General features: G+C 49.5%; 23 protein-coding genes. 15 read left to right on the forward strand and 8 right to left on the reverse strand.

Annotated features, from left to right (window positions below):
• The first annotated feature begins 92 nt into the window (after positions 1–92).
• Together IPJ88_06470 and IPJ88_06475 are read left to right on the forward strand one after the other, a co-directional pair.
• Positions 93–1,034, forward strand: coding sequence for a hypothetical protein (locus IPJ88_06470; GenBank protein ID QQR91365.1), 942 nt, complete (start codon positions 93–95; stop codon positions 1,032–1,034).
• 82 nt (positions 1,035–1,116) lie between these two features.
• A complete protein-coding gene (locus tag IPJ88_06475; protein QQR91366.1) occupies positions 1,117–1,935 on the forward strand; it encodes a hypothetical protein in 819 nt (272 codons plus the stop codon).
• Between the two features lie 27 nt (positions 1,936–1,962).
• Here IPJ88_06475 and IPJ88_06480 read toward each other — a convergent pair whose 3' ends face one another.
• On the reverse strand, positions 1,963–3,351 hold the full coding sequence (locus tag IPJ88_06480) for a sugar porter family MFS transporter (protein ID QQR91367.1): 1,389 nt from the start codon (positions 3,349–3,351) through the stop codon (positions 1,963–1,965).
• Between the two features lie 138 nt (positions 3,352–3,489).
• The gene (locus IPJ88_06485) at positions 3,490–4,341 is read right to left on the reverse strand and encodes a hypothetical protein (protein QQR91368.1); all 852 of its coding nucleotides are present in this window, start codon (positions 4,339–4,341) and stop codon (positions 3,490–3,492) included.
• Between the two features lie 263 nt (positions 4,342–4,604).
• Between IPJ88_06485 and IPJ88_06490 the strand changes: the two genes are divergently transcribed.
• Both IPJ88_06490 and IPJ88_06495 read left to right on the forward strand, forming a co-directional pair.
• A complete protein-coding gene (locus IPJ88_06490; protein QQR91369.1) occupies positions 4,605–6,581 on the forward strand; it encodes a trehalose-6-phosphate synthase in 1,977 nt (658 codons plus the stop codon).
• Between the two features lie 7 nt (positions 6,582–6,588).
• Positions 6,589–8,361, forward strand: a complete 1,773-nt coding sequence (locus IPJ88_06495; GenBank protein ID QQR91370.1) for a hypothetical protein — start codon at positions 6,589–6,591, stop codon at positions 8,359–8,361.
• Here the strand turns inward: IPJ88_06495 and IPJ88_06500 are convergent.
• Positions 8,358–10,061, reverse strand: coding sequence for a S8 family peptidase (locus IPJ88_06500; GenBank protein QQR91371.1), 1,704 nt, complete (start codon positions 10,059–10,061; stop codon positions 8,358–8,360). The genes IPJ88_06495 and IPJ88_06500 overlap by 4 nt on opposite strands.
• Positions 10,062–10,177: 116 nt before the next feature.
• Positions 10,178–11,404: a threonine ammonia-lyase gene (locus tag IPJ88_06505; protein ID QQR91372.1), complete on the reverse strand. Its 1,227-nt coding sequence runs from the start codon at positions 11,402–11,404 to the stop codon at positions 10,178–10,180.
• Positions 11,405–11,599: 195 nt separating this feature from the next.
• Between IPJ88_06505 and IPJ88_06510 the strand changes: the two genes are divergently transcribed.
• Genes IPJ88_06510 through IPJ88_06520 form a run of 3 tightly spaced genes read left to right on the forward strand, consistent with a single transcriptional unit; the run spans position 11,600 to position 14,449 of the window.
• Positions 11,600–12,976, forward strand: coding sequence for a DUF1592 domain-containing protein (locus IPJ88_06510; protein ID QQR91373.1), 1,377 nt, complete (start codon positions 11,600–11,602; stop codon positions 12,974–12,976).
• On the forward strand, positions 12,912–13,127 hold the full coding sequence (locus IPJ88_06515) for a DUF1585 domain-containing protein (protein ID QQR91374.1): 216 nt from the start codon (positions 12,912–12,914) through the stop codon (positions 13,125–13,127). Before IPJ88_06510 ends, IPJ88_06515 begins: the two co-directional genes overlap by 65 nt.
• Positions 13,124–14,449, forward strand: a complete 1,326-nt coding sequence (locus tag IPJ88_06520) for a DUF1552 domain-containing protein (protein QQR91375.1) — start codon at positions 13,124–13,126, stop codon at positions 14,447–14,449. Before IPJ88_06515 ends, IPJ88_06520 begins: the two co-directional genes overlap by 4 nt.
• 5 nt (positions 14,450–14,454) lie before the next feature.
• Here the strand turns inward: IPJ88_06520 and IPJ88_06525 are convergent, their stop codons facing one another.
• The 3 genes from IPJ88_06525 to IPJ88_06535 form a co-directional block, all read right to left on the reverse strand.
• Positions 14,455–15,156 carry a hypothetical protein gene (locus IPJ88_06525; GenBank protein QQR91376.1) on the reverse strand — a complete coding sequence of 234 codons (702 nt, stop codon included), beginning with the start codon at positions 15,154–15,156 and terminating at the stop codon, positions 14,455–14,457.
• Positions 15,153–15,326 carry a hypothetical protein gene (locus IPJ88_06530; GenBank protein QQR91377.1) on the reverse strand — a complete coding sequence of 58 codons (174 nt, stop codon included), beginning with the start codon at positions 15,324–15,326 and terminating at the stop codon, positions 15,153–15,155. Before IPJ88_06530 ends, IPJ88_06525 begins: the two co-directional genes overlap by 4 nt.
• Before the next feature lie 145 nt (positions 15,327–15,471).
• Complete coding sequence (locus IPJ88_06535) at positions 15,472–16,332, reverse strand: hypothetical protein (GenBank protein QQR91378.1); 861 nt, start codon at positions 16,330–16,332, stop codon at positions 15,472–15,474.
• 211 nt (positions 16,333–16,543) lie between these two features.
• Between IPJ88_06535 and IPJ88_06540 the strand changes: the two genes are divergently transcribed.
• The 6 genes from IPJ88_06540 to IPJ88_06565 all read left to right on the forward strand — a co-directional run bounded on the left by IPJ88_06540 (position 16,544) and on the right by IPJ88_06565 (position 22,766).
• Positions 16,544–16,984, forward strand: a complete 441-nt coding sequence (locus IPJ88_06540) for an OsmC family protein (GenBank protein ID QQR91379.1) — start codon at positions 16,544–16,546, stop codon at positions 16,982–16,984.
• 115 nt (positions 16,985–17,099) lie between these two features.
• Positions 17,100–17,624, forward strand: coding sequence for a hypothetical protein (locus IPJ88_06545; protein QQR91380.1), 525 nt, complete (start codon positions 17,100–17,102; stop codon positions 17,622–17,624).
• A 97-nt stretch (positions 17,625–17,721) separates the two neighbouring features.
• Positions 17,722–19,446: a Na+:solute symporter gene (locus IPJ88_06550; GenBank protein ID QQR91381.1), complete on the forward strand. Its 1,725-nt coding sequence runs from the start codon at positions 17,722–17,724 to the stop codon at positions 19,444–19,446.
• 287 nt (positions 19,447–19,733) lie between these two features.
• Positions 19,734–21,287, forward strand: a complete 1,554-nt coding sequence (locus IPJ88_06555) for a DUF1592 domain-containing protein (protein ID QQR91382.1) — start codon at positions 19,734–19,736, stop codon at positions 21,285–21,287.
• Positions 21,284–22,453 (forward strand): DUF1552 domain-containing protein, encoded by a 1,170-nt coding sequence (locus IPJ88_06560; GenBank protein ID QQR91383.1) that lies wholly within the window; start codon positions 21,284–21,286, stop codon positions 22,451–22,453. The genes IPJ88_06555 and IPJ88_06560 overlap by 4 nt, the downstream gene beginning before the upstream one ends.
• A 40-nt stretch (positions 22,454–22,493) precedes the next feature.
• Complete coding sequence (locus IPJ88_06565) at positions 22,494–22,766, forward strand: hypothetical protein (protein QQR91384.1); 273 nt, start codon at positions 22,494–22,496, stop codon at positions 22,764–22,766.
• Between the two features lie 98 nt (positions 22,767–22,864).
• Here IPJ88_06565 and IPJ88_06570 read toward each other — a convergent pair whose 3' ends face one another.
• Entirely contained in the window at positions 22,865–23,302 is a 438-nt protein-coding gene (locus IPJ88_06570) for a hypothetical protein (protein ID QQR91385.1), read from the reverse strand.
• 249 nt (positions 23,303–23,551) lie between these two features.
• Between IPJ88_06570 and IPJ88_06575 the strand changes: the two genes are divergently transcribed.
• Together IPJ88_06575 and IPJ88_06580 are read left to right on the forward strand one after the other, a co-directional pair.
• The gene (locus IPJ88_06575; GenBank protein ID QQR91386.1) at positions 23,552–24,454 is read left to right on the forward strand and encodes a cation transporter; all 903 of its coding nucleotides are present in this window, start codon (positions 23,552–23,554) and stop codon (positions 24,452–24,454) included.
• Positions 24,455–24,572: 118 nt separating this feature from the next.
• Positions 24,573–26,219 carry an alkaline phosphatase family protein gene (locus IPJ88_06580; protein QQR91387.1) on the forward strand — a complete coding sequence of 549 codons (1,647 nt, stop codon included), beginning with the start codon at positions 24,573–24,575 and terminating at the stop codon, positions 26,217–26,219.
• Positions 26,220–26,352: the final 133 nt, after the last annotated feature.

Below are 26,352 nucleotides of genomic sequence, written 5' to 3' on the forward strand. Positions count from 1 at the left end.
ACTTACCCAGTGCTTGAAAATATTGGGGCGGTTTGCCCTTTGTGGGTTGGCCTCTTTTTTGCACAACATTTCTATGTCTCGAGGGGAGATGTATGATGTTTCGATTTAATGTTGCTGTCTTTTTTATTCCTTTGTTTGCGACAATGCAGTTTTGTCAGGTGTCAGTTTTGGACGATCCTGCTTCAGATGGGTCCGCCAGCCAGCTGGTAAGGAACTGTGCGATTACGCCTTTGGCAGACGATGAACCCTGCCCACTAGGTCAAGGAACAGTACTGACCGGCGCGAAAATATGGTCGTTGACAAATACACAGCGCGATACATTAGGTCGACACGACTCTGATACCGCAAACAGCGACGGATACGTCCTTGATGCAGCGGGATATATTCAGGGTGTAACCCTAGAAGCAAGCCTGCTTAAGGAGCAAAAGAACGTCCGTATTTATGGTTACGATGGTACGACTCGACTGGCGCTCATTTCATGGGACGGTGCCGCATCGGTTGAATTTGTTTCGATTGATAGCTTTGCTTCAGAGCCGGCACTAACCGCACCTGAACCATTCATTGCTTCGGACGATGTCAACCACGTTACGACGGCTATCGACAAAACACCAGTCTATGCGTTGAAAAGTAACTCAGAGGGTCAAGTGCAACTGCGCATGATTTATGATGGTTACGGTGCAGGAACGCCTGTGGGAGTATACGGGCACTATGGATCGCTTATTCTCAACTCTCCTTGGATCCAGTTTATGCGCGTGGAGCATATGAATTTGCAGAGCCAAGAAGCTATTGGATTTTTGAAGGACGGTTGTACCGATCCATCCGATCTCGCTTGTATCTGCGTTCCTGGAACCGGAGCAGGTCCTCTGCAAGAAACGGCAGAAACATCCTGCGATTTTCATACGATTGACGCTGAGGGGATTGCTAATCCGGGGCAAGGTTTTGTGCTCAATAGCAATGCTTCAGCGTTGCTGGTTGCACAACCAGCAAATGATGCCATCGCGGTTTCTCGTCTCGCGCCACTTTCTGGATGCTAAGCAGTGTGAGTCTTTCAAGCGTTTTGACTACCTTTGCGGTTAGCGCCAGCCTTGCAATGGAGTTACCACCGCAACCTGCGCCGTGTTTCCTAGTAGTAGCTATTGCGAAGGACTCACCGTTGAAGATCCTTTACAAAAGCGCTTGGCTCAACAGGCTTTTGAAGCGGGCGGTGCTTTGCTTTTTAGTGCTGTGCTTGCAGAGACCATTGAATACGTTCGCACGGAAGTACGCGAAAAACCGAGTCAATATAGTACCTGTGCCCAGCGGGTAAGATTGTTTGCACCCGGAACCAACGTTTTTCGCTTTGATGGTCTTACGGATATGATTGCTGCAACGAATTCACCAATTCCTCTCGTCGTGAGACAGGGTTTGCAGGAAGCTTCTGGCTATGGTGAGGCCATGGCGATGATGCTTTTGGCTTGCAAAGATAAAGCACCAGCTCTACCGCCAATGCTTGGGCCTTCCTTTACAGCGGTTTGGCCAAATCGCTTTGTTCTTGCTGTCGTTCTTAACGTTTCCGATCCTGGCGTGGTCAGCCCAGACCCCATTATGGGGCACGCCATAAGTAATCTCACAGTTAAAGTTCTTAGGCCAGGTAAGGAACCAAGCGTCGTTTCGCCTGGACACGGAGCTAACCACCCTTACATGGCTTGGGGCGCAGCCGCTGGCGAGTCAATTCTTGGCGGCGATGATGCAACTTTTATCACCGAGGGTTTTACGCGCAGATTTACTAACAGCATTGCATTCTCTGAAAATATGACAGGTGGCGCTTTTCAAAGTTTGTTGTTTTACCCACCCTACGCGATGAACCACTACATGCTGGAACCCGTTTTTAACACTCAACCGGGATCCACTGCTCTTGTTTATGGTTTTCAGACCGGTCCGCTTTCTGTAAACTAGGGTAACTCAGCATAAGCATAGCATGCCTCAAAGTTCCAACGGTTTGCGGCCCGAACGCCAATGCTCTTCGATGTCTTCGAGGGAGTGGCCTTTGGTTTCGGGGATGAAGAAGTAGCCCCATACTAAGCCGAGCACGCCAATGGCAGCGTAGAGCCAAAAGGCTCCTGCGACAGAAAAAGCATTAACGAGCTTGAGGAAGGTAAAAGCTACAATCAAGTTAAAGAACCAATTGGAAAGCGAGCCAATACTCATGCCGACCCCGCGAATGCTAAGCGGGTAGATTTCCGAGCATAGCAGCCAACCCAGCGGACCAAGGCTTACTGCAAAAAAGGCAATGTAAAGCAGCATCCCTCCCACGGTGGCGATTTTGATCGCATCGCCAAGGGTGTTTTCGAAGAAAAACCCAGCACCAATCGCCATAAGTGCGATTACCATGCCGCCTAAGCCAACGAGGTAAATGGGACGTCTTCCCACGCGATCAAGAAGAACAATCGATAACACCGTGAACAGTACGTTGACTGTTCCTACGATTACAGCAGGTAAAATTGAGCCAGTATTGCTTGCAAAGCCGGCCATCTTAAAGATCACCGGTGAGTAGTAAATGATGGTGTTGATGCCACTTAGCTGTTGAATGAGCATGATACCAACGCCAATAATCAAGGCTGAGCGCAGCCATGGTTTTAGAATTTCGCTGGAGGAGATGGGGGCTTCGTTTGATTTTTCAGCTTCGAACTTCATCTCTTCAAATACTTTGTCAACTAACGCCGGATCTTCGATTCGCTTTAAAACCGCTAAGCTCTCGGCATAACGGTTCTTACTCATGAGCCAACGGGGTGTAGCGGGAAGAAACAGCATGCCGATGAACAGGACTACCGCTGGGAAAAAACCTATCAAAAACATCCAACGCCAAGACTCTAGGTTGCTATCGTCCGCGATCACGTAGTCGCTAATGTAGGAAGCTAAAATACCGATGGTGATCATGAGCTGGTTCATGGTTACCAAAGCCCCACGGTTTTTTTTAGGTGAAATTTCCGAGATATAAAGGGGTACAGCAAAGGATGCGATACCGATTGCAACGCCAATAACAATACGGCCAACGACAAGCAACTCTACGGTTGGAGCAAGGCCTGTCATAATTGAACCAGCTCCGAAAATGAAAGCGGTAATCAGTATTACTTTCTTTCGTCCCAACATGTCGGTGATGCGGCCGCTGCTTGCTGCTCCGATGACGGCGCCTACCAAAACGGACGATGTAACCCACTCGAGTTGCGAGGGGCTAAGTTGCCAGCCTTCTTGAAGGAAGTTCAGCGCGCCCGATATCACGCCAGTATCAAAACCAAAAAGCAGTCCACCTGTGGCTGCAATCGTTGAAATCATGATGATAAAACTTTTACGCTGCTTCTGCTCTGCATTCATGAGCGAGAGTCTAACTTAAATTGAGGATGTGTTCTGAACGAATAAGTGCAATAAATCCAGTGGTTTGCAAATTCGATCGCGAGATCCCCTCTTGCAGCTTTGGTCGCCTCGATCCTTACGAAGATAGCGTCCCGATGATTAGAGCAACCCTGCTTGGGCGCAACCTTGTCGGTTGGCAGCAAGAGCGCTAGGTTTCGACAGTGTATCGATATTAGCGCATACGTAAGCGGGTACTTGGTGAATGGTTAGCTTCGAGCCGCCTTCTTGAGCAGAGGCTGCCGCGACGCGAGCCGCCGTATCGAGCATCCGGGCACGCACCACTTCTGGACTGGCTGTTTCAGGTCCTGTGCTTGTGCTTAGCGGGCAACCGCAGGATGCTTGTGCAGCTTCAGGGTCGGGGCGTGTTGCTTCGATTTCGGCTATTTCGGGTGCAGCGGCGGCATTCGCTTCTTCGGCAGCCGCTGCGATTTGGTCTTCGCACTCTGCGATACCGCCGTTTCCAAAAGTTAGCCTAAGAGTTAACCCAGCTTCGGTATAGGAAGCCGTGCAGGTAAGATGACCGTTCTTGAAGAAGCCATCACCGAAAAAACAAACTAGACTCTCCCCGCGCTGCGAGTTGGACGCATTAAATACCAAACCTGTTCCTTGCCCAGACTCCCAGATGACGTCGAAATTCATATCGATAGAGCCCCAAGTGTCTTTGAGGTAGTCGAGAGTCGTATTGGTCGTCCAGAATAAGTCGTATCGCTCTTTGAATCCATCCCACCAAGTGCTCAGTTGAAGGCCGCTTCCTTCTGTCGTTAGAAAAAAGGGATTGGCTTCCCACTCTACTTTGCAGGGGCTCTCATCGGTTTGGCCTTCAGCAGTGTAGGCGTTTGCCGTGCTGTCGAGAAAGCCGCCTTCCGCTGCGCCGGAATCTGTTTGCGGCTGACAGCCAACAAAGCAGGGCAAGAGGAATAACAACAAAAGAGGTGTTTTTATGTAGTGCATAACACCCTCATACCTAAGCAAAAACCATGCCGCTTCTTGAAGATTGGAAGGCCGTCACCAGAGTCCATCACCAGAACATCTAGGATGATGAAATCTATATGGTTTCATCAGATCTTGGGCTCCGCCTGTGAGCAATCAACCACAAGGCTGCAGATGCCAGTGAGGTCTCGGCACCTTAGCACTAGGTTCTATTGACCTAGACACGTTGGACTTAGGCGGAAAAATACGCGTTTTTCTCGGGTAAAAAGCGGTCGCTGTTAGGCATGGAAATTGCAGTGCTCCACTGCAGGAGAAGCAATACCATGTTGAAGCTCACACGAAGATTCTTACCACTTTTGGCGCTTTCGCTCGCCACGCTCTGGATCGGTGCCTGTCAGCCGATTAACCGCTTGGGAAACGTGTCCGGGACCGGCCTCGCTCAGGTGCAAAAAGACCATGTTGTCACCGAAGCGGAACTTCAGGCGATTACGACGAGCCTAATGGGTGAGAACAAATCAATCATCATGGCAAGCGATGGTGCTCCCTACGGCATTGTTAACAATGGATCAGGGTTCAGCACTCAAATCGGATCAGGTGGTGTTGTGACCGGTCTTTCCGGTATGCTCAAGTATGCTCCGGTAACGTGGGTGACTCGCGCAAAAGGCGGCTCCGAGGCTGACTATTTGACGACTCAGCAATTTGTCAGTGTTGCTACATCGGGATCAACGTCACCAACGCAAGTTGTTGATCCAGGATATAGCCATCCTCACTCCTTGCGCCTAGCTTACGTACATCCGAGCCCACAAGAGCTCGATTATTACTATGAAAATATTGCGAATCCATTTTTGTGGTTCGTGCAGCATCAAATTCCTCTAGCGGGTGTTCCACAGGATTACAAATGGCAAGACGGATACAAAGCGGTTAACGAAAAATTTGCAACGGCTATTGCGGATCTTGCGACCCGTGATGATACCGCGAAATATATTTTCTTGCACGATTATCAGCTCTACATGCTTCCAGGCATGCTGGAAGAAAAATTGCAGAATACAGGTTGTGCTTGCGTGAAAACCTTGCATTTCACTCATATCCCTTGGCCAGCAGCAACACATTGGCTAACTGTGGCAAACACCTCGTTTTTAAGTAATAGCGGGGGAACTCCGACGGCGAACAATAGCCGCACCTGGTTTCAAGAAATACTCGAATCCATGCTTGCGACTGATGTGCTCGGATTTCAAACTATCGATGACGGATATAATTTTGTAGAAACAGCAAAAATGTTTTTGGGAGCAAACAATGTTTCCTCGGTGCCGGCAGACCAAGGGTTGAAGGTTAGCTATAAAGGGCACATTACACGTGTTGATGCCTTTCCTATCTCAATTGATCCAGACTATATCATTGGCAAGTACGAAGAGGCGCGCGCAAAGCGAGAACTTCCAAAGGATGGTTCGAACGAATCGCTAACCGTCTATAAAAAGAAGATTTCAACGACAGAATACTATCGAAGTATTGTTAATAAACTGATCTTACGCACCGAAAGGCTTGATCCTGCAAAAGGTGTTTATGAAGGCCTTGAAGCCTATCGCGAACTACTCGAAAAAAAGAGAGCGAATGGAACTTTGTATGGCCAAGATGAGAACGACGGCCAATATGCGGTTGGTATGATAGCAATCTTGGTTCCTACGCGTGAAAACGTCGCGGAATACAGAGCCTATAAGGAAGATGTTTTTGCGCTTGTAGAGGAAATCAATCAAGAGTTCGCTGAGGATATAACTCATGCCGAAGGAGATGCCACTTTCTTTGAAGTGGGCCATGGTTGGCGACCAATCCTCTATTACAACTATAACGATTGGCTCTACGCTCTCTACATGATGGGTCTGTCGGATATGTTGATGGCAACGAGCCGTGCGGATGGAATGAACCTTGTAGCCAAAGAGTTTGCTTCTATTTCGCCTTATGCTGCAAAAAATTATTCCAGCTTTCCAGGAACCCTTTTCCTTTCGGACGGTTTGGGTGTTACCAAGGAGTTTTTGAACTCACGGATGAATGGTTTTCAGTTTGTGGGCGCTCCTCCGGACAGAAAAACCTCCCCACCTGCTTATAACCGCTGGGTAAGCAAGGTGGCCAACGACTTGGAAATGGGCCTGAGGCTTAGCATTCCTGATAGGCAAGCAAATGCTGATGAGGCTGCAGATTTCGTTCGAACGAATGATCTAAAGAAGTGGCTTTTCAGGCAGTTGGTTGCGTTTCAGCAGGTCAATTGAGGTGATCATGTTGTTGTTCTCTACTAAAATTACTTTCTTTCCTGCGAAGCTGAGAGCTGGTCTAGTTGCCCTGCTAAGTGTTGTTGTTGGCTGCTCAGTTGCAGCATCGGATGGGACTGGCAGTGATGATGAGTCAGCTTTGTTCTGTAATAGTTTCGAGATCAAAGGAAGCACTTGTCCTAGCGAAGATGCTGAGGTGCGAACACTGTATCCGATCGTGCTTGTGCCGGGTGCTGGTACCGTGGCCGATGATCTGGCTGGGATTGCCAAGCAGTTTGGGGCGAGTTGCGAGCCCTGTGAAAAATATCTTTCAGGTCCTCAGAAAGAGGATGCTCTGTCGCTTCTGAGCGTCTGCACTTCCCGCATAGACCCACTTGGCGGCATTTGTTGCGATGGCTCGAGCGATGCACCTGAGATCTATATTCCTAACACGCCACGCTATGTCCCGGTGGATGAAACTGGTGTATGCCTTAAGGCTCAAGTCGATGTTGCCCGCAGAATATTTGTATCACCATATAACGATCACACTGGTCCGGATGGTGAACCCGATGGCTTTGCAGACAAGGTGCATGGTATTGGTCATTCACAAGGTGGTCTAGACCTAAGAGATCTTGCTGCAACTGAAGCTGGTGGGGATTTGCTTATTTCGGTGACGACCTTGGCTTCGCCACATCAGGGGACAAGCCTTGCACAAGCACCAACTCTGATTGTGGATGGTGTCGTTGATAAGGTTAGTTGTGGGGGTGATGGTATATGCACCGTTGAGATACTACCTGCAGTTGGGGGTGCTACTTTCCCCTTCGATATTGATTTTGCTGGAACCGGTTTTATACCTGATCCCGATCGCTTGGATGAGGTTGAAGCATGGATCAAAGCTCGTGTGGAAACTCTAATGCTACTTGCTGGAGATGTGCATGGCGAAGAGCCAAGTATCGAGCAGGTGAGAGAGTGGCTACAAAGTATTTTGAGCCCACCACCAGCAGAGGTAAACCCAAATGTATTCTATCAAAGTATAGGTACTGTTTCAGCGCCTAGTGATAGTTTTTTGACTGGAATTGAAATTAGAGGCTCAAAATTAACCAACGGAGATCTATCGTTGTTTAACTATGAACGAGAGGCTGGAACTTTGCCGGCTGAGTTACTTAATTCATCTGGAAACCCAAAATGGAATGCTTTTGTCAAGTTTCCTGAAGCTTATCTCACAGGTTATGTCGATGAAGTCGAAGCAATTTGTGAAGGTTCCTACGTATGGCTGCCAGATGATTTAAGTAGTATCTCCGAGTCCAACGATTGGCTTCGATGGCTTCCGCGTTCGCGCTGGGAACTCGATGTGCTGTGGGCGATGGGACACACGCCTGTATTAAGTTTTCTTATGGACGAGAAGGTGCCAAATGACGGTTTGGTCCCGCTAAAAAGTGCGGCTTACGGTGAGGCCTTTGGGGTTCGTTTTGGCGAGGATAGCGCATTTATTGAGCAAGCTGCGCCAGGTCAATGGAACAAACGTTGTGCGCTTGGTGGTGATCACGGAGATATTGTAGGCAGAGAAGGCGCGTTGTTTGAAACCATTGAGAGCAAGCTAGTGCAATTGCTTGGCGGTTCTTGGGGGCTTTTATTTGAGGAGTTTAAGGCTTTCTTTGACAATGCTGGGGATAACATCAAAGGTTTGCTCTGCGGCGAAGTAAGCATTCCTTGCCTCTATCGCAGTATGTTTCACGAGTTGGTATTGCTTGAAAGCAAAGTTGACAGCAACGGCGACTTTTTGATGACTCAGAGTCCCTAGCGGCTAACGATTGGCAAGAAGATGGTTGAAGCTGCTTCAAGCGCTGTGAAATTGAGGATTTTGGGGTCTGTGCAACGGTTGAAGTAGTCGCAGAACGCTGCGCGCAAACGAACTGGGCCAGTCTCAAAGACAAAGGTCCATTGGTTTTGTTCGGTGCTGGAATCGACCAAGGTACGCTTAACTGCGTTGGTGTTTACATCGAGTTCTTCGAGTTTGATGCTGCCAAAGGCACAACTTTGCAGACCAAGGTTGATTGTAATGGGATTAACGACCGCTTGATTCTCAACGGGACTTACGAAAGATAGGGTGGGGCCAGGGGTGCTCGAGTCCTCGCTACTTAGGTCCTCCGTGACGAAATTGTTTATGGAGCTTCCAAAGTGGCGCATGTAAAGCAAGCGATCAGCTGTCTCGGGCGCAAGATTGCTAAGTGCGCCTGATGTGGCGCGGCATTTGACGTGTGCGGCCACAGTTCGGGGACTGATGGCTTGCTGATCAATGGTGAGGGCCCCTTCAAGAAGAAGTGCTGCCGCACCGGCGACATGAGGCGCTGACATGGACGTTCCGCTAAATGCGACGCTTCCCGTGAAGTTGTGGATATCCGCTGAAACGACTTGGTCGCCAGGTGCAAAAACATCGACGCAAGGTCCTTGGGATGAAAAATAAGTCACTGCGTCGTTTATGTCTGAAGCGCCAACGGTAAGTGCGTCCCTTACGCCACTTGGCGATCGATCGCAGGCACTGGTTGAGGAGTCGTTTCCGGCAGCCACAGCCACTGAAATCCCGGCACGAATCATGGATTCGACAGCGGTATCCACGCTTTCGGTACGCGGTCCACCCAAGCTCATATTAGCAACGGCAGGCCCGCCCAGCTGTTCGTGCAGACCAAGGACGTGTTCGATACCAGCCAGTATTAAGGCGACGGTCGGACGTCCAAGGTCGTCAACGTTAATAGGAACGAGAGTGATTTGTTTGGCAACACCATAAGTGAGGCCGCCCAAGATTCCCGAGACATGAGTGCCGTGACCCACGTAGTCGTGTTGGCTTGAATCGGGGAATGCGTGGTCGAGGTCAATGCGGTTTAGGCAATCCTCAGCGATGTAGTCTCTGCAAAACTCCGAATGTGGATTGATGCCAGAATCGATCACATAGGCACGTACGGCGCCTCCAGAAACACCTTCAGGCCAGACATAAGCAGTATCCGGAGCCAAGGAATCCCAAGGTCGCTGATCAATTCGTGCAAGATTCCAAACCGCGGGTTGTTGCATTTGATCGAAAAAGTCGGGGTCGTTTGGAGCGTTGGGACCCTGGGGTTGCTCGGGTATTTCGCTGTACTCAAAATAAAAATTTTGCTGAACGTATTTTACCGACGGATCAGCCGTGATGAAATAAAGCGAACTTTCATTGGCTGCACGTACCAAGATCGCAGGTAGTGCGCGCTGGTAGCTATCAAGTACACTCAATGACTCGTTAGTCGTTTCAGAATTCGCACTGTTGGCCAGACCTCGGTACAGTCCCCCGCTACTGTCCTTGAATACAACGATGTACTCGTTGTTGATGCCTTGACTGCCAGAAGGCAGTGCTCTGAGCTTTTCTTGAAAAGCTTGAGCTGCATTGCCTTGTTCGATATCGCTTGTTTGCAACGAGCAGGCAGCAAAAAGAAGGAGGAATAAAAAGAGGCTGAAAACTGATTTTGTATGCATGAGTGTACTTCCTAGACCGGCCTTGGGTATGACATAGCTTCTAGTGATATTCCAGTCGATTTTTTGCTCAATTAACAGCGAAACCAGATAAATAATCGACGACTGCTTCAGTGGCTTTACTTGCCGGGTTTTCCAAAAAGCGGAACAATATTAGCGTTGTATCCGGCCACATTCAGTTCAGCCAAGATTTCATCCACGTGTTCTGAGCCACGGGTTTGCAAGATAAACTCCACCTGGGTCGACTGTACCGGGAGACCTGAGAAGGCTCTGTGGTGGTGGATTTCTTCGATATTGGCATTCGCATGGGCAATGATGCCGACTACTTTGCTCAGTGCTCCGGGCTGATCGGGCAGACTAAGGTGAATGCGTACAAGACGGTTTTTCCGCACTAAGCCGCGGTTGATCACGCTTGCCAGAGCAATCAAATCGATGTTTCCACCGGACATGATGAGACATATTTTTTTGTTTTTGTAGGCCTTGGGCCGAGCAAGTAGTTCTGCAAGACTTGCGCCGGCTGCACCCTCGATGACTGCTTTTTCAATTTCAAGCATGAGCAAAATGGCTTGTTCAATAAGCTCTTCGCTGACAACCTGTACTTTGTCGACCAAACGCTTAATGATTTCTAAGGTTAGTTTTCCTGGGTGCTTGACGGCAATACCTTCAGCAAGGGTGGCTTTTCCGCAGCTTACTGTTTTTCCGGATAGCATTTGAGCGACCGCTGGGTAGCGTTCGCTTTGAACACCGATGATTTGTGTTTTGGGGCTAATGGCTTTGCTTGCCGTGGCGATGCCTCCAATAAGCCCGCCCCCACCAATGGGAACGATGATCATATCGAGGCCCTGTACTTGCTCAAAAATTTCTAGGGCCAAAGTTCCTTGCCCTGCGATGACATGCCGATCATCGTAAGGATGCACAAAGCTAAGCGCTTTTTCTTTTCCAAGCTTGACGGCGTAGTTGCGTGCTTCGTCAAGGTCGTCACCCACAAGTTCAACGTTGGCACCAAGGATACCTGTGTTTTTGACTTTGACGGTTGGTGTATAGCTCGGCATGACGATGGTCGATGGTATGCCCAGTCGTGTTGCATGATACGCCACAGCTTGTGCATGGTTGCCAGCTGACATGGCAATCACGCCGTGTTTTCTTGTTTTTGCGTCAAGTGTGAGCAGTTTGTTGAGTGCGCCACGTTCCTTGAACGATGCAGTGAAGTGGGCGGTTTCCATCTTCAGATAGACCTTGGCCCCAGTGATCTTTGAAAGAGTGGCTGAGTAGACACAGGGCGTCGGTTGAATCGCGTCACTAATGGCCTTGCGTGCTGCTTCAATGTCTTTGAGCTGGACAGTCACCGCGCGACGCTAGCATGTTGGTGGCTCCCCAATCAAAGAAGATAGACGGCACAAAAAATGAGCCTGATTTGAAGCCAAGAGCATTCGAGGTTCTCGATTGCAAGGGAAGATAGGGGCGCTAGTACAAAAACATGCGTAGTATCAACAAATCGAAAGATGGCGCTGCCGGCATGATTTTTGCTGAACTAGAGGGCCGTGCCCACTCACCTTAGGTATAGCTATGTGCTTTGTTTATGGATAATAGGGGGTTGTGTAGGCGTAATTGGTTCATCGGAGGCAAACAATAATAAGGTCCCATCGGATGCGTTATCGCGAGAGCTTTCTGAGCTCGCTTGGCTAAGGCTCACGAATGCACAGTACGACAATACGCTTCGCGACTTGCTAGGATATGAAGACTCCTTTTCCAAAGCGTTTCCCGACGACGAATACGTTAATGGTTTTGAGCTAGCGGGCAATGTTACAACGTTGAGTGCTGAGCAGCTTTCCTTATCAGCTGAAAAAATTGCTGAGCAGGCCGTGCAAGATATTCCCGGTCTTTTGAAATGCGATCCAACCGAGATTGGCGAACGACAATGTGTTGAACAATTTGTCGATGATTTTGTTATGCGCGCTTTTCGCAGGCCAGTGGAGAGCAGTGAAAAGGAAGCTCTGCTTGCGCTTTATGATGAGACCATACAGGCCTTTGATTTTTCGTCAGCGGTGCAGGTTATGGTGGAAACGGTTTTGCAGTCATCTGCGTTTCTCTATCGGAGTCAACAGGGCGTGTTAGCGGAGAGCGGCGCCCAAAGCAGCAAACTTAACAACTGGGAAATGGCGTCCCGCCTTTCCTATTTTCTTTGGAACACCATGCCGGATGAACCACTTTTTGCTGCGGCTGAAGCCGGCGAATTGCAAAGCCAAGAGCAGGTGGTTTCTCAGGCAGAGCGCATGCTTGATGACCCCAAAGCGAAAGAGGGGGTAGCTGATCTTTTTAGGCAGTGGCTGCATTGGGACAAAATCCAAAGCTTAGCGAAAGATTCAAGTTTGTATCCTGATTTTGACCAAGACTTTGCAAGCATGCTTCAGCAGAGTGTCGTGGCCTATGTGAATGATGTGTTTTTTGATCAAGATGCGCGTCTTGAAACATTGTTCACAAGCCCCGTTGTATTTGCCAACGCACGTCTGGCCGCGAGTTATGAATTTGAAGCGCCCGAGGGTGATGCGTTATCAAAGGTGGAGCTTGATGGACAGACCCGCTTTGGCCTTCTGGGGCAACCCGCTTTGCTTGCCATGCTTAGCAAAACCGATCAAAGCGATCCCATCCATCGTGGAGTGTTCGTCAGACAGCAGATTTTATGTCAGCAACTGCCGCCGCCCCCAAATAATGTTGTCGTTAATATTGAAGCGCCAGCGGAAGGTCTGAGTACGCGTGAGCGTTTTGCCGCGCATTCAACCGACCCAAGTTGCAATGGTTGCCATCGCCTGATTGATCCGGTTGGTTTTGGCTTTGAAGAGTTCGGTCCGATTGGTGAGTCTAGAGGTTGCAGATTGTGTTTCGAGGCGTTGGTTTCGCCAGGCGCTTGGCCGGGTTGAGCAGCAGAGCGATACGGAAATGCTTGATGCGCTAGAAAAAGAATTGGCATCGGAACAAGGCAATCTTCGCTTGTTGTTGATGAGCATTGTTGGCTCAGAGACCTTTCGCAGCCGTATGCTTGATCCATCAGAAACAGGAGTTTCGCCATGAACCGTATAGGCAGACGTGCGTTGTTGGGCGGAATGGGGGCCTCGGCTCTACTTCTTCCTTTTGCTCGAAACTTTCGAATTCATGCTCAAAACGAAATAGCCCCAAAGCGTCTTTTGATTTGGTTCACTCCGAATGGAACGATTCATGATGAATGGGCGTGGGCTGCTGGGAGCAGTTTCGAGCTTGGCCAAATTCTTGAGCCGCTGAGCATATACAAAGAAGATTTGTTGTTGCTGGACGGTGTAAATATTGATCCACAAGGTGGTCCGGGCGATGCGCACCAAAAAGGCATGGGTTGTCTTTTGACGGGGCGCGAGCTTTTGCCGGGAGATGTCGGTGGCGGCTGCGACAGCTGTGCACCTGTGAGCTGGGCATCTGGTATTTCGATTGATCAACGCATTGCTCAGGAGCTGGTCGGTCTTGGTCGTAGTTCTATTGAGTTTGGCCTTGCATGTGGAAGCAATGCCGATATCTGGACTCGGATGTGTTATTCAGGTTCGGGTCAACCCTTACCACCGGAGCAAAACCCCTTTGATCTTTTTGATCGTTTATTCGGTGGAGCGGAGCAGGATCCGGAACAAACCGCTCGGCGAAAGGCCTTGCGAAAAAGTGTGCTGGACTACTTGCAAAGTGATCTCGCCAAAGCACAAAGTCGTCTGGGTCAACAGGATCGGAAAAAGCTAGAAGTCCATGCTGAATCCTTGCGAGAACTTGAGAAACGCCTGGAAAGTGGGCTGGGCTCCGGACAAGCTTGTGCGCCCGTTTCGCCAGGTGATCCCATCGATCTTGGGAATGCAGAAAACTATCCAGTGCTGGGAAAACATCAACTGGATCTCATCGCCATGTCTTTTGCATGCGACATTACTCGGGTTGCGAGCATGCAGTGGAACCGCTCGGTAGGGAATCAGACTTTTGCTTTTGCTGGCGTTTCAGGTCAGCACCATACGCTCTCGCACGAAGCTGTGAGCAACCCCGATGCTCGTGATGATCTTGTTAAGATTAACCGTTGGTACGCTGAGCAGTTGGCCTATCTTGTGGCTAAGCTTAAGGCTATGCCTGAAGGGGACGGAAGCGTGATGGACAACACGCTCATTGTTTGGGTGAACGAACTCAGTGAGGGCGAATCGCACAGCCGCATTAACTTACCCGTGCTCATGGTGGGTAGTGCTGGGGGTTATTTTCAATCTGGGCGTTATCTGACTTTTAACAATCAACCTCAGAATAACCTCTGGGTGTCCGTCGCAAATGCGATGGGCGTAGACATCGATACCTTCGGCGATCCAGCTCATTGCGATGGCCCGCTCACAGGGCTTACTGGCTAAGCAGACTAAAGCGAAGGTATTCCGCCACCAAGGCTTAGACGTGCTGACCACATGTTACTGTCGCCCACGTTGCTTGGATAGGCGTCAAGATTCATCAAGAAATGTGCGGTGGCATAGAGCGGTCCGAGGTTGACTCGCACGAAGGGCTCGATGGCGGAGTAAAAAGAGTCGCCAAGGACTTGGTAGTCGGAAAGAAAGGCAACCGCTTGCAGTCGAAGTCCCGCCCTCAACATCGGTAGGATTTGCACGCCAAGGGCCGCACCGTATTGCAACACAAACTCGACGTCACGTGCGTCGGTATCGGCGGTTGGCACCATGGCAGCAACTTCCAAGTCGCCCGAAAGATAAAGCAAGGAAGGGATCAACGAAATATCGGCCCGCGCAGAGGGCAGGATGATGGACATGGTTTGGGCAGACCATAGCCAAATATCTCGCATGGCTCGTGCTGTTGCGCCGCGAAGTAGGGCAATCGCATCGGTATTCGATGGGGCACCGACGGTCGGCAACACCACGCCACCTCCGATCGACAGCTCGAGGATTTTCAGATCGAGGTTCCAGTAGCCCATGAGCTGAGGATTGGACAGAACTGTTGTGGAGTCCGATACACCGCCTCCTGAAGTATCGGTGTAGCTCATGCCCCATTGGCCTGCGACGGTTAGCATTGGTAAATGAACACTTGCGCGTAGCATGGGTAAGACGGAAGTCACGTTAGTGTTTCCGACGTCACCGGGATGCACGCCAATTTCCCTTCGGCGGCAAGGAGATAATCGCTGAGCATGCTGCCTGGATCTTGGTCGGGTCCTACCTGAGCATAAGCGAGAGTGGATGAAGCAAAAAGTAAACAAAGGCTAAGGCCGATGGTTTTAAAGGCACGCATAAAGGATCTCCTCCGACAAGACAGAGATGAGCAAAGCAGCTTCATGCTTGAATGTAAAGGCAAACCACCCGTGCTGGATAAAGGCATAAAAAAGCCACTGAGAATCTTCTCAGTGGCTGATTTTTGCCTTTATTACTTTGAGTTTTTAGCGACGACGACGCAAAAGCCATCCAAGGCCTATAATTCCAAAGAACAGCGATGAGCTTTGTGCTTCGTCTGAGCTCACAATACTGCAACTGCTGCTTGAGCTAAAACTCGCTTCTGCGCTGGCGCTTGCTTCATACTCAACTTGAAAGTTAGTGATCGCGTCGAGACAGTCTTGCACACCGCTGACTTGAACGTAGCTTCCATCGCAAAATAGCGCACCGGTTGAGCCACCTTCGCAGGAGGCTTCACATTGCACGTTAAGGTCGGCTTCGCATTGAGCTCGAAAATCTGCTTCGACGCTAGCATCGACGTCTAAAACACACTCAAAACTTGCTTCGGCTTTGAGCTGACCGGTGCAAGCAGCTTCACACTTTGCTTCTAAGCTTGCATTGGCAGTGGCTTCACATGACGCGTCACATTCGATGGCACCATTCTGTTCACAGTTGGCTTTGCACTCTGCGCTGTTTGCATCGGCAGAACATTTGGCACTGCAGTCAACCGCAACGTTCCCAATACATTCCGCATTGCAATCGAAAGTTACATCTGCTTCGAATTTTGCTTCGCAGTCCACAGTGCATTGTGGAACTTCAACATCGACATTCACGTCGCATTCAGCGATGACATCGGCGCGAGCTTCGAGCACCCAATCTGCGGTGCATTGCAGTTCAAAGGCACCATCGCAACTTGCCTGACATTCTGGAAGGCTTGGTGGAATGACTTCGCATTGAGCGTCGGTGCTGATACCGATGCCGCCACACGCATCAACTATGCCGGTCTGCGCTTGCGCTGGAGCGGCTGCATAGACTGAAGCTGCTAGTATTCCAACACCTAGAATAATGCTCTGGACCTTGTCTCTCATGCTTTTCCTCGCTTTTGAATGGGATCTGAACCTTATATAGGACTAAAATCCAAATGGAGACAAGGAAACGAAAGGAACTGTTTTGGGCCAGATGGGCTAGCGAGCAGCAAATCAGCGAATACTAGTAGTGCAATTGCACTCAAAATGCTAAAATTCACATCTTCCGGACACCCCGATAAAAATCTTCCCGCCGCCGGTAAAAGGAGAACATATGGAAGCTTTTCCACACCACTATAAAGTAAACACCGTTGCAAAAGCCGAAGGTGAGGTTGCGACGTCTAGCGAAGGCCTTGCGGATATTGCGGTCACTGCACCGGCTGAATTTGGCGGTGATGGAAAACACTGGTCGCCGGAAACGCTGTTGGTGGCAGCCGTGGCTGACTGCTTTGTGCTTTCCTTTAAAGCGATTGCACGGGCGTCACGTTTTGAGTGGCATGCTTTGCGTTGCGAGGTCGAGGGCGTTTTGGATCGCGATGAAAAAATACTGAGATTCGTGCAAATGAAAAGCAAAGCCACGCTGGAGGTCAAACAAGGTGCTGACCTGGATAAAGCACGGCGCCTTTTAGACAAAGCAGAGCATAACTGCTTGATCACAAACTCCTTGAATTCTGAATTTGTTGGAGAATTTGAGGTGCTTGAAATTGATGAATAAAAAAGCTTTTCGAGCCGTCTAAGATCCAGGCCCGTGAAATTGACCTGGCGTTCTTTCGATGCGCGTGCCAAAACAATTGCAGCGTCATCAGGCAGCGCCAGCAAGGAGGCGTGAGATGTTAAAAAGAGTGTTTCTTTTCTCGATGCTAGTCATGGCCGCCACTCTTAGTGGCTGTTACGCTTCGGCTGGTACAGGTCCTTATTATTACTACGCTCGACCGGGATCCTATGTGCAGACTTCGATGTACTACGATGCCTATGGTGCTCCGGTTTATTGGGGAGGTCCGTACGGCTACAATAGCTGGGGCTATTGGTCGGGTGGCTCGAATCGTTACTGGGTTTCGCGTCCAGCTCCAACCCAACATCGACGTGTTGTGGTGAGGCCGGGCTATCGTGGGAATGTTTATGTTTCTCCCAACCGACGCTACGCGACGCCTTCTCGATCGTACCGAGGTCCGAGCTACCGCGCTCGACCAAGTGCGCCGAGCGCTCCGCAAATGCATCGACGTCCCAACTCCTTTGGCACTCGACCCTACCCAGGCGGCAGCCGATCCTACGGCACGCGGCCTCCCATGGGCGGCAGCCGATCCTACGGCACGCGGCCTTCGATGGGTGGTGCTCGCTCCTTTAGAGCTCGCTAGTCGGTTCAGACATCCACTCATAGAGCGGTACCGGTTTTTTTGTAAACGTCCTGTGTTTTGATGGATTCTTTGTGTCCACCAGCTACACATTCTCGCCATGCTTCATACCGTTGATTGGTTTATCATCGTTGTTTATTTGTTGCTGTCTTTAGGTATTGGTCTTTTCTATGCTCGAAAGGCAAGCCATTCCAAAGAAGACTTTTTCCTCTCCGGCCGTACACTTCCTTGGTGGCTCCTCGGGACTTCCATGGCTGCAACCAACTTTGGCGCGGATGCTCCTTTAGCAATTACCGGTCTTGTGGCGAAGCAAGGGATCGCGGGTGTCTGGTTTAATTGGTGCTATGTCATTAGTTGGTCGCTGGCAATTTTTTTCTTTGCAAGACTGTGGCGTCGAGCTCACGTTCTTACCGATGCAGAGATTGTGGAGCTGCGTTACTCCGGAAAAAGTGCGAAAGTTTTACGCCTTTTTAAGGGATTTTATTTTGGCGTGCTGATCAACTGTTTTGTCATGGCATGGATGATGGTTGCCATGGCGAAAATCATGGAAGCAACTGTTGGCTTTCCAAAGCTATGGACGATGTTGGTCTTTTCAAGTGTCGCCATGACCTACACTATTATGTCGGGGTTTTGGGGAGTGGTGGTCACTGATTTTTTTCAATACATCATTGCCATTGTAAGTTCGCTGGCATTTTCGGTTTTGGCAGTAAACCACGTTGGTGGTTTCCCTGGTCTCAAAGAAGGTCTATCTCAACATTATGGAAGCGATCACCAGTTTTTGAATTTCTTGCCCGACTTTTCAAACACCTCAGCTTCGGAACTTGGTTCACTCACGGCATCGACCTTTTTTGTTTATGTCCTTGTTCAGTGGTGGGCACAAAAGTATTCCGACGGTGGTGGCAAACACATTCAACGCATGTCTTCGGCGAAGAATGAAAAGCATGCCATGTTGGGTACACTTTGCTTTGCCACCATGACCTATTGTCTGCAGTTTTGGCCATGGATTGTGACCGCCCTTGTTACCTTGGTTGCGTATCCTCATCTTTTGGATGCTGAGATGGGTTATCCGATGCTCATGATGGATGTGCTTCCTTCTGGTGTGCTTGGGTTAATGTTGGTGTCTTTGATTGCAGCTTTCATGTCGACCATCGACACACATCTCAATCTTGGAGCATCTTATCTTGTCAACGACATGTATGAACGCTTTGTTCATCCAAACGCCAGTCAAAAGCACTACGTGTTGGTTTCGAGGCTTTCCATTGTCTTTTTGCTTGCGCTAGCCTGCGTTGTTGCTTGGCAGATTGATTCTGTAGCTGCCATGTGGAAGTTTGTGATTTCGTTCACTTCCGGAGCTGGGTTAACTTACATCATTCGTTGGCTTTGGTGGCGTGCGAACGCATGGACTGAAATAAGCGGGATGATCGCCTCTGCTATCATTGCCTCGTACCTTAAAATTGCTCATCCGATGATGGACCACGGCAGTAACATGCTGATTGTGACATCGGGTTCTGCGCTTATATGGCTAACTGTTACGTTGTTAACCCCACCGGTTGCGCAAGACGTTTTGGTTGCGTTTTACGAGCGCGTGCAACCTGAAACGCCTTTTTGGTCAAGTATCGCCAAAATCAGTCAAGCTCGTTACCCAAGCTTTCCTTTTAGGTCGATGCTGATTCAATTCATTTCAGGTGCGGTGGGGATGTATGCCATAGCGTTTGGCATTGGCTACTTACTTCTTCGCAATGCGGCGGTTGGCGTACTTAGCGTGTTGGTTGGGGTTTTAATTCTCTATGTTTTAGTGCGAAAAGTTGAGTTGCATTCTAGCTAGCTCTCAACGTTTTTCAAATGGAGCGCTAGCCGCCAAGTCTTCTCTATCCATACTTCTATACTTCCCTGATTTCGCAGACTCTTTAATTTGCCGCAAATAGTGTTCTATGCCGCACAAAGTGCTCCGATTGGAATAGGGCTAAGCTAGGAAAATTGGAAAAATAGCGTGCTTTGTCCTTGGCATGCGACTTGCACTTGCAGACTTTGATGTGGCTAAGAGGGCTTAATTTATCACTTACATTTCCTTACTTTTTGCAGTCGTTGGCAAGCTTGGGTTTGGTTTTTGTTTTGTCGTGTTCGGGTGTCATCAGTAGTGGTGGCGCCAACAACGCTAGCATTCCTAGGAGCCTAACTTGTACCGCAGATGCACACAGTCCTGGACCCGCCCCAATTCGACGCCTAAGCAGAGAAGAGTACCAACAGTCGATTCAAGGAATTTTTGGGATCGATATAACGGCGCAACTTGGGCTACTGCCAAGTGATCCGGTTGTTAACGGGTATGATAATCAGAGCGAAGCCTTAGGCGTTAACCGCTTTCATGTTGAAGGCTATCTCAGTATCGCCGAATATCTTGCTTCTACTTTGATCGTAGATAACAGTTCCGTTGTAGCTATTGCTGGCTGTGATCCAAGTGTTGATATAACATGTCTTGAAGTTTTTTTGGACACTGTCGGAACTCGTGTTTACCGACGGCCTATGAGTACGGAAGAGAAGAGTAAACTCTTGGCCCTCGTGGCATCAGTTGCTGGTACCGATGTACCGATTCATTTCGTGTTGCGATTGAGGGCTCTGCTCCAAACTCCACAATTCTTATTTCGCCCGGAGTTAGGAAATGCAAATGATGAACGTCCTGATCTGTTGAAATTAACGGGTTACGAGATCGCGACACGTCTTTCTTACATGTTGTGGCAGAGCAGCCCCGATCAAACTTTGCTTGATGCAGCAGCATCAGGAAAGCTTGATGCGAAGGAAGGTGTGGCGGAGTTTGTCGGTCAAATGATTGCCGATGATCGATCACTTGGTGCTCGGAAAAAATTCGCTCATCAATGGCTGCATTTGAGTGAACTTGATGAAGTATCTCTAGCAGGACTAAGTGATGCTCTTCGGACCTCGGCGATGGCAGAAATCGATCGTTTGCTGGAAGAGTATTTGAGTGATGGCCAAGATACTCTAGGTGTTTTCACATCTCCTTTTACTTTTCTAGATCAAGAACTTGCTCAGCACTATAGAATAGAAGGAAGTTTTGGAGCTGAGCTTAGTAAGTATGAGTGGCCCGCTGGTTCACAGCGAAAAGGCTATTTTGGTACAGCAGCTTTTGCAATTGGTACCTCCGGTGGTCTTACTGAAACTTCGATTATTCATCGAGGCAAGTTCGTCCGCGAAATGATGTTGTGTGATCCTCTGCCACCACCACCACCTGGCATTATTACGGACGGGGTAGATAGGCTTGAATCAGAAAGTTGCCGAGGCTGCCATGAAAAAATGGATCCCATTGGAAATGGCCTTGAGGCTTTTGATGTTTATGGCGCGGAGCGGGATAGCTACGAAGACGGATCCCCTTTGCCTGCAACGGGCCAAGTGGTTGGCGCAGGCACGGAGAATTTTTCTGGACCCGCAGGTCTTGGAGAGATCGTGGCTAATGAGGCTGGTGCAAATCGCTGCATGGTGACTCAATATTTCCGTTGGGTGTTTGCACGTTCCGAAGAAGAACAGGCGGATTCCTGCACGCTTGATGCACTTGATGCGAACTTTACCCAGCAAGGTCGGAGTTTCGAAGATCTTATGATTGCAATTACTACCAGCGATGCTTTTCGCTTCCGCGTGCCGTTGGAGGATTTATGAATAAATGGAAAAAAATAAATCGTCGAACAGTGTTGCGTGCGATGGGTCTTACGGGAATTGCTATTGGGCTGCCGCCGCTTGAAGTGATGTTTAATGATCGAGGGGAGTACCGTTCGGTAGCCAAGGGTCAAGCTGCTGCTCCACCGAGACGGCTGTTTGCCTATTGGTGGGCCCACGGTGCTCCGATGGCTGATTTTACGCCCGCGCAAATCGGATCGGGTTTTACTCCGTCAGCGATCTTGGAAGGTCTCAATGAGATCTATGCAGGTGATGCTGCTAACCAAGTGAAGCAAAGTTACAGTGGCCTTAGCGACATTGCGGTCATTACCGGAATTAGCAATCGAAACGTACAGCGTAAGAATGTCGATGGAGAGATCATCCAGTCGCATGGCGAATGCATGATTACTTCGATGACCGGTACACAAAGCGATGGTGGAAGTGACCATAACGCCAAGGCTACGGCACCGTCCTTTGATGTCATGGCGGGTGATTTGATTGGAACGGGAACCCTGCGACGCAGCTACCAGATGGCGATGCGCGTGCGAGCACAACCGGGTGCGGGCCGATACTCGTGGAAAGAAGAAAACGGAAGCGTTGTCGGAATCGAGCCAGTGACCGATCCCAGACTATTTTTACGCATCTTTTCAGATGTGCCTAGCGGACCAGAAGCTCAGGCCGAACTAGAAGCTTTGCATGCACGACGACGAAGTATTCTCGACTTTGCTGGCGAGTCAATCCAAGCTTTGCAAGCAAAGCTTGGTAGCGAAGATAAAGCACGCCTTGAGCACCATCTCAGCTCCATACGCGAAGTTGAAGAAGCGATGAATGGTTATGTAACGGATTGCAGTATTCCTACTCAGCCAAGTCAGTCGGGTTCTCTTCCCGAAGATGGAGGCGATGCGCGTGCTCGATCAGAGCTTCTCATCGAGCTTGCTGTCATGGCGTTGCGTTGTGACGTAACTCGCGTGATGAATTTTTCTCTGCAACCTTCCGCCGATGGAACAACGAATTTAAATTTCGTAGGCGTGAGTGATGGTGGGGCAACGGATCACAATTTTTCACATTATTCGAGCGAAAGTGGGGAGCGTAGTGATTACGTGGCTACGACAAAGTGGAAAGTTTTCGCGATTTGGCCGGCTTGTCCAAAAACTTCGAGAGACTTTTGAAGGCGACGGCTCCCTGCTCGATAACACTGTGGTGCTGGGTATGAGTGAAATGAGTTGGGGAGGTGGCCATCACTCCGATAACTTACCGGTGCTTGTAGCAGGTCCAGGTATACAAGGTGCTGAGCACATAGTGGTGCCATACAGCGTACCGGGCGCTGCAGCCGAGTACAATTCTGGGCCGAAGTATGCGAATGGAGGCAACACGGAATTACGGTCGTTGCTTTTAACGGCCATGCAGGCTGCCGGTGTGCCTATCACCGAATATGCAGGGGAAACAACGACGATAGATGGTTTATGGACACCGCCTTCATAGAAGTTATCCTTTGGTAAAAAACGTTCGGCATTTTTTGTTTTGCCGATCATGGGTCGGGCGTGTCTCGAAATTCCTATTCAGTAGGGATGAATCCGCTTCTAGAAGAGTGCTGCTACAGCAAGGCCTAAAAGAAAACCAGCCAATACAAAAGCTCCGATGAGCCAAAATACTTTGTGGCTGGGAGGCGTGCTGATTCCGCAAAACTTAAGGAGTTTCATGGATGTTTGGGTGTGAAGGAGCTTCTTAAGAAAACGTGCGCAGTTTTGTGACACTGAACTCCACAGTCTAAGTATCGTGCTCGAGCCTAGAGCTGAAGGGCGATAATTTTGTGGTGGCTGCGGTATTGGAGTTCCGCGTTTGGGTGGGACCAAAATCTTTCCACCCACCGCTTTGATTCCGGGGGAGTCAGGCGGGGCACTTTCAAGGCGCTTACGGTCGCTGCTACCAAGGGGCTGAATGTCCGCGGCATCAAGTGCTCGCGTCGGGTCGACTTCGCGATCTTTTTTGGTAGCGTAAGGTTTCGTTTCTGACTGCATGTCTTTATCTTTCATGGGATGCAAAAACTATTCCAAGATACAGCGATAAGATCAAAGGGAATTTTCATACCATGCACATAAAAGACGCAAAAATAGTTCCAAATCGACAAAGTGTTTCAAACTCCGCGATGGAGGGGTTCGGAACGTGGTATAGGCGAATTCAAGCTTATGCGAGCGGTTTTGAGAGGATAGCTGACATAGCTGATGTTATCTACGAGCTTTTTCGTGTATCGCTACGAGACAATAGCTATGGAGTCGTCCGGAAAAAGCCCCATCGAGAATGAAGAGCGTCCCGTTTATGATCGGGATAAGGTCGTGCGCCGCGTCTTAATCCTTGAAGGTGGCGCCAACGTACTTGTTTTGTTAATGAAGATAGGCGTTGCTGTTATGACGGGGTCACTGGCGGTTGCAAGTGATGCGCTTCATTCGGTATCGGACATAGCCAATAACGTTGTTGCGTTAATTATCACTACCTATTCTTCACGACCTCCAGATCGCGAACATCCTTACGGCCATCGAAAATTCGAAACCGTGGCCGTGTTTTTTCTTGGTGCGATGTTATCGGTACTCGCGCTTGAAATTATCATGCGTGTGTTTCGAGAAGGTCCAAATCAGGCCGTGCAGAGTAAGTATGGTCTAGGGGTCATGCTACTCGTCTTAGCGATTAATATCGGCGTGGCATGGTGGCAGTCTCGCTGGGCCAAGCGAGTGCGTTCGGATTTGTTGATGGCAGATGCCAAGCATACTTTTTCCGATGTATTTGCGACCATCGCTGTGCTTGTCGGATGGCAATTGTCTTCTAGAGGATACTGGTGGCTCGATTCCCTTATTGCGGTCATTGTAGCGATACTTGTTTTGTATTTGGCATACGGGCTCTTTTCACGAGCACTTCCAGCCTTGGTGGACAAGGCAGCACTTGATCCGGACTCCCTTTACCGTGTGGTTGGTGATGTCGAAGGCGTACAGATGGTAAAGAGGGTTAGGTCGCGGTGGATTGGTCACGAGATTAGTGTCGATATTGTCGCCTCAGTGGATGCTCAACTAAGTGCGCTTGAAGCCCACGAAATTTCAAACCGAATTGAACAAACAGTGGAGCAGCGATTCGAGGCAAAGGACATTACCGTTCACATTGAACCAGCCCAAATACCCTAAAATAGATCGTTTTTTACCGAGCAGAGCTTTTCGCAGCGATGTTTTTGAGGAAGAAGGCCATTTGTCATTCCGAAACTTATGTAGACTTCGTTTGAGCAATGGGGTTAGTGTCTAGGCGATGAAACTATATGTCGTTTTGTCGTTGTGTTTGAGTTTCATAGGTACCGGTTGTGCTTCAACAAATGGCCGTGCTGGTAGCTCGAGCTACGAGTTAAACCAGGATGTTGCCAACGACGCCGGTCGAGCACAGCTTGTCGTTGTTTTGCTAATCGATCAGCTCGGGTCCTGGGTTCTCAAACGATATTTACCTTACCTTCCTAAAAATGGAGCCTTTCACTACGCGCGGCGGCGGGGCCGTGTTGCTTATTTGCATGCAGGCACTTTCACGGCGCCAGGTCATGCTGCGACCTTTACGGGTGCTCCGCCTGCGCACAGCGGAGTGATTGCCAATCTTGTTTGGAACAGGCGCACTCATAGTCTTCAAAATGTAGTCAACCAGCATCAGCATCCTTGGCTTTCAGATCCAAAACGTTTTTCGAGTCCCAAAGTACTGATGGTTCCTACGGTTGGCGATGCGTTATTTGCAGCGAGTGGAGGCAGAAGCCAGATCGTGTCTCTTTCTTTTAAAGATTATGCTGCTGTGCTAGCCGGGGGCCGGAATGCAAACCTCGTGTTGTGGTTTGATTCCAATAAGGTGCATCCCGAATTTACAACTTCAGACTATTATATGAATGAGCTACCTCAGTGGCTTGTGACTTGGCAAGAGCAACATCCTGCAAAGGACTATCTGGATATTTGGCAAGTACAAGATCCAACTTTGGCGCAAACGGTTAACGGGCCAGATGATGCTCCAAGTGAAGATAGTTGGGATGGTTTTGGCCGAACTTTCCCACACGATCCCAAAAACGCTCAGAATCCATATGAAGCCCTTATCGCAACGCCGCGAGGGGTAGACTATCTCTTGGACTTAGCTTTGGCCTCGATAGAAAATCTAGAGCTTGGAGTAGATAAAGCAGCTGATTTTCTTGCGATTTCAATTTCCTCGCCCGATGTCATAAGCCACCATTTTGGTGCAGAGTCGTGGGAATATTTCGAGCTGTTGCGCTATATTGATATGCGGCTCATGGTGTTTATTAAAGAGCTCGAAAAGCGTGGACCTGTTGCGTTTATGCTTACTTCCGATCATGGAATCGCACCGACTCCGGAAAAGCAAACCGAGGATGATCGTAAGGGCCGCATTAATCCAAGAGCCTTGCAGGGGCGTCTCGAGCGCGGTTTGGATGCAGCCTTGGGAGAACGCGATTGGATTGCAGCTTTTCAGCCTCCGTACATTTACTTTAACGATGATGTTCGACAGGGCGGGCTTCGAGATCGAGCTGCCAAGACAGTACTCCGTATCCTTGAGAAAGATCCGTCGATCGAGCAGGTTTTTGATGTGCGGAAGATTTATGGCAGTCGTGACGAAAACTCACTGATTGAGTACGCCGTCGCACTAAGTATTCCAGAGCACACGGATGCCGATATCTATGTGCTTCCAAAGTATGGCCGTGTGTTTAACGATGCAGAGGGAGCCGTTGGTAGCAACCATGGCACACCTTGGGACTATGATCGCGATGTTCCAGTTGTCATGTGGGGGCCGGGCATTTGGTCGATTCATACGACCGAGCGCATGGATCAACGTCGTGTTCCTGCAACCATGGCAGAAATGCTTCATATCCCAGCGCCTTGGTATGTACAAAAACCGCCGCTTGAGGGGGCTCGTTAGTGAGTGCATTGCGCACTACCTTGCTTTGGGCGGCAACGATGATTTGCCTTTCAGCTTTCGTATTGTTGCAGACCTTGGGGCTTGTCCCTCCTTGGGGGGGACAAATCGATTGGCCCATCCTCTTGGTGTTGTT

This window comes from Myxococcales bacterium, assembly GCA_016699535.1.
Lineage (GTDB): Bacteria > Myxococcota_A > Polyangia > Polyangiales.